The following is a 9930-nucleotide window of genomic DNA, read 5'->3' on the forward strand; positions in this document are numbered from 1 at the left end:
ATTACCCGAAAGAGTCTACGCGGCCCGGCGTGTCACATCGCGACTTCTGCTAATCGATTCCTAAAGAACACTTACGAATACCGTCGACATCTCATGCCCCCAACGTCCGATACCAATCGCCGACCCATTGCTCCAGAAAGGCATGAAACCCTGTGGCCGCCGGCGACAATGCCCGCTCTCTGGCGTGATAAAGGCAAATCTGGCGAATCGTCTCCGGCTTTCCGGTGCGGCGCATCACGAGCCCCTGACTGCGTGCGAAGCCCTGCACATAGTCGGGCGCCAGCGTCACGGCAAGCCCGGCGCGGGCCAGACCGAACGCCGTGGTGACGTTCTCGACAATTTCGACGGGCAGCACGCGGTGCCCTTCCGGCTGGTCGCTGAGCATGCGCGTGACGCTGTATTCGTGATCGCGCCCGGTGGCGACGACGGACGTCTCTCGCAGCGCCTCCCACGGCACGATGTCGTAGCGCGCGAGCGCGTGCTGCGGCGAACACCAGACCACCCACGGGCTATCGAACAGGGGCGTCGCGCTCACTCGCTCACCCAGCGGCTGGTTCGGCCCGAGCGCGATGTCGATCTGCCCGTCCGCGACCGATGCCACAAGTTTCTCGACTTCGACGTCCGACGGACGGATCGTCACGTTCGGATGGTGCTGACGGTAAGCGGCAATGGCGTCGGGCAACACGGCGGCGCAGAGCACGAGCGGCGCGCCCACGCGGATCACGCCCGAAGCGCGCTCGCGAATGTGCTTGGCCGACCGTTCGGCAGCATGGAGTTGCGTCATCGCCGCGGCAGCCGCTGGCAGGAAATCCGCACCGGCCACCGTGAGCGACACGCGACGCGTGGTCCGGTCGAAGAGACGGAATCCCACTTCCCGCTCCAGCTCGCCGAGCAACTGGCTCACGGCAGACGGCGTGAGACACACCCGGTCGGCCGCGCGCGCAATGCTCCCGCAGTCCGCAATCGCGAGAAACGTCTCCAGTTGTCGGGCATTCAATCGGCTCAGTGCCATAGCGGTTTGCGGTTCGCGGTTCGATAGTTAAGCGCGCAGCTCGCTCAGGATCTGCTCGGCCAGAAAGTCGCAGGGCGGACGATTGGACGTGGCGCTGCGTGCCAGCACGACTTCCAGGTCATCGAGCGGCGGCAGACCGTCGCTCTGAGAGAGCTGCAAAAGATGCGACGGTACGCTGCATCGCGCCAGTGGCGCAACCGCCAACCCCGCCTCGACCATGCTGATCAAGCCCAGCAGGCTCGGGCTCTCGTAAGACATGCGATACGGGATATTCTCACGCTGGAGTGCGCTGATCGCCCGCGCTCGCGCGTTGCTCCCCGGCGCGAACAACGCCACCGGCAACGGACGCTCCTTCCACACGGGGCGTGTCGACGTACCGACCCACACCATCGGCTCCACGCGAATGAACGTCCCCGTCACGCCTTTCGACTTCGTGAGGCAGGCGAGATCGAGCGTGTTGTCCTTGAGCAGTGGCGCGAGTGCGCTGCTGGGCAGTCCCAACACGCGGATTTCGACACGCGGATGCGCCACCGCGAACTTGCGCAGCACCTGCGGCAGCAGCGTCGAGGCGTAGTCGTCAGGGATGCCGATCGTTACGCGCCCGGTCATCTCCGGGCGCACGATAGACGCCCACGCTTCGGCCCGCATCTCCAGCATCCGCCGCCCGTAATCGAGCAGCGTCTGCCCCTCCGGCGTGATGACCACGTGGCGCGTGCTGCGCACAAACAGCGGCTTGCCGAGGTCGTCTTCGAGCGCCTTGATCTGCATGCTCAGCGCGGAAGGCGAGCGATGCACAACTTCCGCCCCGCGCGCGAACGAGCCGGTCTCGGCGACCGCCACCACCATCTCGAGCACATCGAAATCGAGTCTTTTCATTTACTCAGAAATTCTGATGAATTGACTCAGATTATATTGCTTTACCGACGACAGGTGCCGCCGGATACTGGTGCAAACCTCCGCCACATCGAGCACCAACATGCCTGAGCCCGCCCTGACTTCCGCCGCCAGCGCTTCCTCGTTTTACGCCTTCCTCGCCGTATGCAGCCTGCTCGCCATCACCCCGGGGCCGAACATGGTCTACATCATGTCGCGCTCGATTGCGCAGGGCCGCACGGCGGGTCTCACGTCGTTCGCAGGGGTCATGGTCGGCTACCTGTTCTACATGTTTGCGGCAGCGTTCGGGATCACGGCACTCTTCGTCAAAATGCCTTTCGCGATGCTCGGGCTGAGCATCGCGGGAGCGGCCTATATCGCGTATCTCGCCTGGCAGGCGCTGAAGCCGGGCGGACGGTCGCCGTTCGAAGTGAGAGCGCTCACTTACGAACCGCCCCGTCGGCTGTTCATGATGGGGGCGACGACAAGCCTGCTGAACCCCAAGCTCGCCATGATCTTCCTGACCCTCGTGCCGCAGTTCGCGCGCGATCAGGGCGGCAGCATTCTGGAAACGTCGATGCGCCTCGGGTCGATCATGATTCTGGCGTTCGCGCTGGTGAACGGAACCGTCGCCATCGGCGCGGGCAGCACCGCGAAATTCCTCGCCACCCGCCCTCACCTCATGACGTTGCAACGATGGTTCATGGGGTCGGTGTTGCTGGCGCTTGCGGCGCGCATGGTGGTGGAAGCTTTCGTCTGAACGCGGAAAACGACGGTAGCGTGCGCTTTCAGACGTTCAGACCGGCAGGGCCTGCCACGCCAGACAGGCCTGACACCCCGGCACGTCGTCGATCCACAGGAAGTTCAACTGCCCGGCGGCCTGAAAGCGCGAGGCATCAGCGACGATGGGGCGTTGCACGGCAAGATGGCCGACATCGACTCGCAGGCACAACAACCCCTCGGTAATCCCCAGGCCAATCGTTTTCAGAATGGCCTCCTTGGCGGTCCAGCACCGAAGGAAGGCGTCGCACCGGGCCGGTGAAGGCAGCGAGTCGATGACGGCACGTTCCTGCGCCGTGCACACGAGCGGCGCAAGCGCCTGCCAATCGAGCGCACGCTGCTTCACCTCAAGGTCGATACCGACGCTGCACGTTCGGGAAATGGCGATCAGCGCATCGCCTCCCGTATGGGAAACGTTGAAAGACAGGCCGGCACCGGGTTCCGCGCCCGCCGGCGCCAGTTCCGGGCGGCCGAATTCGCCCTGCGTGAAGCCAATCGACTCGGGTGGTATTCCCGTGTACTTGCTCAACAGCACCCGCAGCGCCGAGCGGGTTTTCGCGAAGCGCTCCCGGTCAACGTCGTAGCGAAACCGTCGCGCGCGCGCCAGTTCATCGGCATCGAGATAACGGTAGATGTCCGGCGTCGCGTCAGCCGCCTCCCTCGCCTGAGCCGCCGGCGCGCCGCCCAGCGGTACATGCCAGACGTCGACGTCCGCAGGCCACCTGCCAGCGCCATGCAGCTGTCGTGCAGGCGCCGTCATGCGGCGACCTCAGTCCTGTTTCCAGCCGCGCCGACACGATCATGAAACATCATGTAAATGAGAATCATTTTGATTTTTGAGAAAAAATCGCCGATCATTGGGATTCAGAAAACTGGAGGAATTCCCGATGGGTTCGAACACTGATTTTGTCGCTCCTGCCAACGCTACGCGCCAGCTCGCGCTGGACGCCCTGCTCAGTCGCCAGTCGCACTGGCCGCTCGTCGAGCCCGCGCCGGGCGACGCCGAACTCAATCTTGCCTTCGACGCCGCCTTGCGTGCACCGGATCATGGTCGTCTGCGCCCGTGGCGCTTCGTGGTGATCCGCGACGAGGCGCGCGACGAACTGGGTCAGGTGCTCGTGGAGATCGCCGCCAAACGTGCCCCCGATCAGCCGGCAGAGACGCACGAACAACGGCGCCAGAAGGCGTTCGCGGCACCGGTCATCGTCGTCATCGCGGCGTCGGTCTCGACCAAGACCAGCGTGCCGGAAGGCGAGCAACTGCTGTCCGTGGGCGCTGCCACCATGAACGTGCTCAATGCGCTGCATATTCTCGGCTACGGCGGCTTCTGGGCCACGGGGCCCGATGCTTACGACCGCGATCTGCACGAAGCGCTGGATTTCGAACCGCATGAGCGCATTCTCGGGTTCCTGTTCGTCGGCACGCCGCCGGAAAATACCGAAGTCTCGCCTCGCGCCGAACGCGGCGACCACGTGCGTGAGTGGCTCGGCCGTTCCAGCATCTGACACGGCAGCGGACTCTCGCGCCACCGCCCTCACCCACAGGTTCGACCTGACCGGGGTCGCCGATTCGGCGGCCCCTTTTTCATACCATCGCCCCAGCGCGGTTCACTCCACTGAAGCACTCACCGGCGCATCCACATTCGGCTCGTAGGCGAACGTACTGCCGTCGGCTTCCTCGACGATGCGCCCCTGATGCAGACGCACCACGCGATCGGCCAGACCGAAATACCGATCGTCGTGCGAGATGACGATCAGCGTTTTGCCCTGACGCTTGAAGTCCGGCAGCATCTCCTGATAGAAGTAGCGGCGGAACGTCGGGTCCTGATCTGCCGCCCATTCGTCGAGCACCATCCACGGACGGTTTTCCAGGTACGCATGCACCAGCGCCAGCCGCTTGCGCTGCCCGGCCGACAGATCGATGGTGGAGAACGCCCGGTCGACGATGCTCACCTTGTGCGCCAACCCGAGTTGCTCCAGATAGGCCTGCGCATGCGCCAGCGTTTGCGGATCGCTCGCCACGAGATCGTCGAACAGATGATAGTCGGAGAACACCGCCGAGAACTGCTGACGAAAATCGTCAAGCCGCTCGGCCGGCACCGGCTTGCCGTCGACGAGCAACTCGCCGTCTCCCGGGCTATAGAGCGAGAGCAGTGTCTTGATCAGCGTGGTCTTGCCGCAACCGTTCTCGCCCACGATAAACAGCGTTTCGCCGCGACGGATCTCGAGATCGATCGGCCCGAGCTGAAACTGCGTGCTGTCGCCCACGGCAGGAAACACGTGCGTCGCCTTTTTCAGCGCGAGCGTCTGCATCGTGGGAAAGGCCGGTTCGCCGGGCGCCGGGCCGTCGATCAGACGCGGTTCCTGATTGCGGAACTGACTCGTGAGTTCGGCAATGCGCTGGAACGAGACACGCGCCTGAATCAAGGTCGGCAGGCCGCCGGCAATCATCTCGATGGGCCCGCGAATGTAGAGCAGCACGATCACGAAGCCGCTGACGGCGCGCGAATCCACGCCAAGGCTCGACTGCAACAGAAGAATCAACCCGATCACGACGAAGAACAGCATGCTGCCCATCGCGTTGGCCGCGTAGTAAAGACGCATGGCGCGGCTCTTGAGCTCGCTGATCAGATCGGCGGCGCCCGAGAGTTGCTCGCCGTACACGCGTTGACGACGGGCGCGGTTCAGGCGCAATTCTTTGGCACCTTCGGTAATCGCGCGGTACTGCTTCTGAAGGTCGTCCTGTGCGCCGCGCACCCCCTGATAGTGGAAATCCCAACGCAGCGACGCGTAGTGATTGATCCCCAGACCGATCAGGATGGCGGCCAGCGCGAAGAGGAACAACAGCGGCGAGAGCACCAGCATATAGACCACGCATCCGAGCGCGATCGCCACGGCCACCATGAAGCCGGGGAAGTTGAAGGTCACGGCGCTGACGGTGTCGACGTCGCTGTTGAGCGTGGCGAGCAACCGGTGCACGCGATAGCGCTCGACTTCGGCGATAGGCGCGCAGACGATACGCGCCGAGATGTCCTTGCGCAGCGCCGCAATGATCTTCTGGCCGATCACGCTGTTGCCCACGCCGGAAATCGCATTGCCGGCAAGGGTGACCGCGCAAAGCACGACGAACGTCACGACCGTCTTGCCGGTGATGCCGTCGGGCGCATGCAGGCCGTCGTTAATCGTCGCGAGCAGCCACGCCGTGGTGAGACCTGCGACCACGCCCATGACCGTAGAAAACAGGCTCATCGGGAGGAAGGGCCGGAACAGCCGGAACAGCTCGTGCCCGATGCGCGTCTTGTCAGGCGATTGACCAGTGGAACGGTCGGTCATGGCAATTTTCCCCAATCGTGAAACTTAACGGACGACGCAAACCGGCTCACCGGTTTGCGGATGCGACATCACCACCATGGCGATGTCGTAGATCTCTTCCAGACGCTCACTCGTCATCAGGTCGGCCGGCGTGCCCCGGGCACACAGACGCCCGCCGCGCAACGCCACGATCTCGTCGCAAAACCGTGCGGCCATGTTGATGTCGTGAAGCACCACCACCACACCCAGCCCACGTGTGCGTGAGAGCGACTGCACGAGCGAGAGCACTTCCACCTGATGCGCGACGTCGAGCGCGGCAATGGGTTCGTCGAGCAGGAGGCAGTCGGCATCCTGCGCGACGAGCATCGCCAGCCACACGCGCTGACGCTCGCCGCCTGAGAGCGTATCGACCAGCCGGTCGGCGAATCGCGCGACGCCGGTCAGCTCCATCGCCTCGTCGACCCGCGCCAGATCCTGCGCGGAAAAACGACCCAGCGGCCCATGCCACGGATACCGACCGAAGCGCACCAGTTCCCGCACCCGCAGACCGGCCGCAGGCGGCGTGTGCTGCGGCAGATAGGCAATCTTGCGTGCCAGCGCCCGGCCCTGCCAGTCGTCCAGCCGCTTGTTTTCGAAGCGAATCTCTCCCCCGGCGGGCGCCTGCTGACGGGCGAGCAGCTTGATCAGCGTCGATTTGCCCGACCCGTTGTGCCCGATCAGCCCGATCACGCGGCGTGGTGCAAGCGTGAGCGTGAGCGGTTGCAACAAGGTGCGGTCTCCGACCTTGAACGACGCGTCGCGCAGGTCGTACATCGGCGAGGGCACATCGTGGGCGGCATGCGCTGCGTGCGGATCAGTCCCGGTTCCGGCCGCCGCCGAAGGCGTGGCGGCGAATTCTGTGTCTTCCATCATCGTGTCACTCGGTCTTGCTGTGTGTTGTGTCATCGCTGTCGCTCCGGCCTGTCAGGTCATGTCAGGTCCGATCGCGCCAGATCAGCATCAGGAAATACGGGCCGCCGACGAACGTCGCCAGCAGCCCCGCCGGCATCTGGTCGGGGAATAGCGCATTGCGCCCGATCCAGTCCGCCAGCACCAGCATGGCCGCGCCCACGAAGGCACCGCCGAAAATCTGCGACACCGGGCGTTGCAGGCCCAGCATTCGTGCGATGTGCGGCCCCATCAGGCCGACGAACGAAATCGGGCCGATGATGAGCGTGGCCGCAGCGCTGAGCACGGCGGCGGCGAGCAGCAGCCCGAAGCGGGCACGTCCGACGTTCACGCCGACCGACCGGGCGACGGCCTCGCCCAGCGGCAGGATGTCGAGCGCACGTGCGGCGAAGAGCACCAGCGGCAACAGCACCACCGCGATCATCAACGCCACGCTCGCCTGCGTCACCCCGACCCCGTAGGTTGACCCCGCCATCCACGCCAGCAGCATGGCCATGCGCGGGTCGCCGCTGGCCATCATCAACGACGCGAGGCCGCTGAACACGGTGCTGATACCGATGCCGGTGAGAATCAGGCGCTCCGGCGAGAAGCCGCTACGGCGCGCGAGCAGGAACATCGCGCCGAGCGCGAGAAACGACCCGGCCGAGGCGGCCGCAAGCTGCATGGTCTGCGACGGCGAATTCACCGCGAACAGCAGCACGATCAATCCGAGCGACGCGCCCGACGAGATCCCCAGCACTTCCGGACTCGCCATCGGATTGGCCGTCAGACGCTGAATCAGAATGCCTGCGACCGAGAGCATGGCCCCCGCCGCCAGCGCACCGACCACACGCGGCACCCGCAGCGACGTCAATTGGCCAAGCGATGCAAACGTATCCACCCGCCATCCCGACAGCCCTTGCGAGACGAGCACGGCAGCCACCGTCATGGCGACGAGCACGACGAGCGCACCGATGACCACGACCCAGAGATTGCGCGGCTCGCGCTGCACGATCGGCCCTTCGGGTCGATGCACATGCGCGCTGTCGTGCAACTGGGGCAGCAGCCACAGCAGCAGGGGCGCCCCGAGCAGCGCCGTCGCGATCCCCGTGGGAATCTCCGGAATCCACTGACCGAGCCACTGCACCAGTTGATCCGCCAGCCACAGCAGCAATGCGCCAATGATCGCGCCCCAGGTCAGGCGCCGGCCGAGCGTGCGCGCGCCGACCAGACGCGCGAGCGCAGGCCCGGCCAGTCCCACGAAGCCGATCACGCCCAGTGCGCTGACGATCCACGCGCACAACAATGTGCCGACGAAAAGCGCGCACAGACGCAACCCGCGCAGCGATACCCCGAGGGCACGCGAGGCCTCGTCCCCCACGGACATGACCGTGAGCGGGCGCACCAGCAACGCCGTCGCCACCGCACCTAGCGCAATGCGTGGCAGCAACTGCTGCGCGATCGTCCAGCTATTCTGGTTGAGCGCGCCGGATTGCCAGACGAACACACCGAGCAATCCTTCGTGGAAGAACAACGACAGGACCGAGCCGATGGACCCCGCGCAAAGCGTGACGACCAGCCCGCACAGAATCAGCACCAGCGGCGAGAGCGAGTGCGCCCACGCGATGACGAACACCAACGTGAATGCGGCGACGGCACCGCCGAGTGCGACAGCGTCGCGATGCTCGATGAGCAGCGACGGCATCCACAGTGTCGTGAGCGTCATCGCCAGATTGGCACCGGCGGCCACGCCCAGCGTCGTGGGTTCGGCGAGCGGATTGCGCAGGACATGCTGAAACAGCCCGCCCGCCAGCGACAACGCCACGCCCGCCAGCAGCGAGACCGCCAGACGCGGCGCAAACGAATACTCGATCACCACGCGCTTCATGTCGTCGGGATCGGCGGCGGGCAGCAGGCCGCGCCAGCCCGTGGCAGGCAGCGCATTGTGCAGATTGAGCCACGTGAGTCCGAGCGCCAGCACGAACAGGAGGAGAACGAACGACAACGGCGACGTCTCGCGCGGCGGCATCGGCGTCGGAATGACCGCGCTAGACATGGCGAAAATCCTCACGGCGAACGAGTCCGTCGAGCCCGCTCAGCAGCGTCATGGCAGAAGGATACGAATTGAAAAGATCGATGAGCGGAATCCGGTAGACACGCCCCGCACGGACGGAAGCGAGCCGGTTCCAGAATGGGCTGACGGCGAGCTGACGCAGCGCGGCCGTCGTCGATGCACCGAAGTCGACGACCACGATGTCGGCATCCGGCGCTTCGGCCAGCAATTCCACGCCGCCGACGCTGAATCCATACTCGTTGGTGCTGCGCGTCCAGGCATTGCGAAGCCCCACACGCGTCATGACGTCCCACATGATGCTGTTGCAGCCATACGCGACCATGGAGCGTCCGCCGTCGTTGAGTGTGACGAGATACGTCTGACGTTGCGGGGGACGGCCGCTTTGCGCGAGCGTGTGGGCGACCTCGGCCATGCGTGCTTCGACCTGCCCGATATAGGCAGCGGCCTGCGCTTCACGACCGGTCAGGCGCGCCAGCGTGCGCAGACCGTCGGCCGCCCGGTCGAGCGCGCCGATCTGGCCGGTGAAGATATCCAGATGGGTGACCGGGGCGACCACGCTCATGCGCTCACGGGCAATTTGCGGCGTGGTGACGGTCACGCACCAGTTGATGCCCAGCTCGATCATCAGTTCGAGATTCGGCTCGATGGGGTCGCCGCTGTTGACGATATTCATGCCCGGCGGCATGCGAGGCTCAGCGCCCATCGAGTCGTAGAAAGCGCGATCGGCACCGGCAATGGGTTCGACGCCGAGGGCGAGCAGCGACGACACCGCGCCGCGATCGGGCGCAAGAATGCGCAGCGCGGACCCCGTCGGCGGGCGTCCGGCCGCCTGGACCAGAGAACCGGCCCCCGCCAGCATGGCGGCGGCACCGGCACAAAAACTACGACGTTTCATGCAACTTTCCGAGGGTTCTCGCCCGCGCGTCGCCGGTGTCGGCGCACGCGAGCGGTAA

General features: G+C 65.2%; 9 protein-coding genes. 2 read left to right on the top strand and 7 right to left on the bottom strand.

From position 1 onward, the window contains the following. Window positions 1–91: 91 nt before the first annotated feature. Together C5N93_RS13490 and C5N93_RS13495 are read right to left on the bottom strand one after the other, a co-directional pair. Window positions 92–1012, bottom strand: a complete 921-nt coding sequence (locus C5N93_RS13490) for a LysR family transcriptional regulator (RefSeq protein WP_242559649.1) — start codon at window positions 1010–1012, stop codon at window positions 92–94. 27 nt (window positions 1013–1039) lie between these two features. Beyond that, complete coding sequence (locus C5N93_RS13495) at window positions 1040–1888, bottom strand: LysR substrate-binding domain-containing protein (RefSeq protein WP_150721809.1); 849 nt, start codon at window positions 1886–1888, stop codon at window positions 1040–1042. Between the two features lie 100 nt (window positions 1889–1988). Here C5N93_RS13495 and C5N93_RS13500 point away from each other — a divergent pair, with 100 nt between their 5' ends. Continuing rightward, window positions 1989–2645 carry a LysE family translocator gene (locus C5N93_RS13500; protein WP_242559650.1) on the top strand — a complete coding sequence of 219 codons (657 nt, stop codon included), beginning with the start codon at window positions 1989–1991 and terminating at the stop codon, window positions 2643–2645. A 36-nt stretch (window positions 2646–2681) separates the two neighbouring features. Here the strand turns inward: C5N93_RS13500 and C5N93_RS13505 are convergent, their stop codons facing one another. Beyond that, window positions 2682–3425, bottom strand: a complete 744-nt coding sequence (locus tag C5N93_RS13505) for a 4'-phosphopantetheinyl transferase superfamily protein (protein WP_242559651.1) — start codon at window positions 3423–3425, stop codon at window positions 2682–2684. Between the two features lie 127 nt (window positions 3426–3552). Between C5N93_RS13505 and C5N93_RS13510 the strand changes: the two genes are divergently transcribed. Next, window positions 3553–4170 carry a nitroreductase gene (locus C5N93_RS13510; RefSeq protein ID WP_242559652.1) on the top strand — a complete coding sequence of 206 codons (618 nt, stop codon included), beginning with the start codon at window positions 3553–3555 and terminating at the stop codon, window positions 4168–4170. A gap of 102 nt (window positions 4171–4272) precedes the next feature. On the opposite strand, the gene C5N93_RS13515 is transcribed toward C5N93_RS13510, so the two are convergent. The 4 genes from C5N93_RS13515 to C5N93_RS13530 form a co-directional block, all read right to left on the bottom strand. After that, complete coding sequence (locus tag C5N93_RS13515; protein ID WP_242559653.1) at window positions 4273–5997, bottom strand: cyclic peptide export ABC transporter; 1725 nt, start codon at window positions 5995–5997, stop codon at window positions 4273–4275. 24 nt (window positions 5998–6021) lie between these two features. Beyond that, window positions 6022–6789, bottom strand: coding sequence for an ATP-binding cassette domain-containing protein (locus tag C5N93_RS13520; protein WP_242559699.1), 768 nt, complete (start codon window positions 6787–6789; stop codon window positions 6022–6024). Window positions 6790–6949: 160 nt separating this feature from the next. After that, the gene (gene fhuB / locus C5N93_RS13525; RefSeq protein WP_242559654.1) at window positions 6950–8959 is read right to left on the bottom strand and encodes a Fe(3+)-hydroxamate ABC transporter permease FhuB; all 2010 of its coding nucleotides are present in this window, start codon (window positions 8957–8959) and stop codon (window positions 6950–6952) included. Beyond that, window positions 8952–9872: an ABC transporter substrate-binding protein gene (locus tag C5N93_RS13530; RefSeq protein ID WP_242559655.1), complete on the bottom strand. Its 921-nt coding sequence runs from the start codon at window positions 9870–9872 to the stop codon at window positions 8952–8954. Before C5N93_RS13530 ends, fhuB begins: the two co-directional genes overlap by 8 nt. Window positions 9873–9930: the final 58 nt, after the last annotated feature.

The organism is Pandoraea sp. LA3, assembly GCF_022696215.1.
Lineage (GTDB): Bacteria > Pseudomonadota > Gammaproteobacteria > Burkholderiales > Burkholderiaceae > Pandoraea > Pandoraea capi.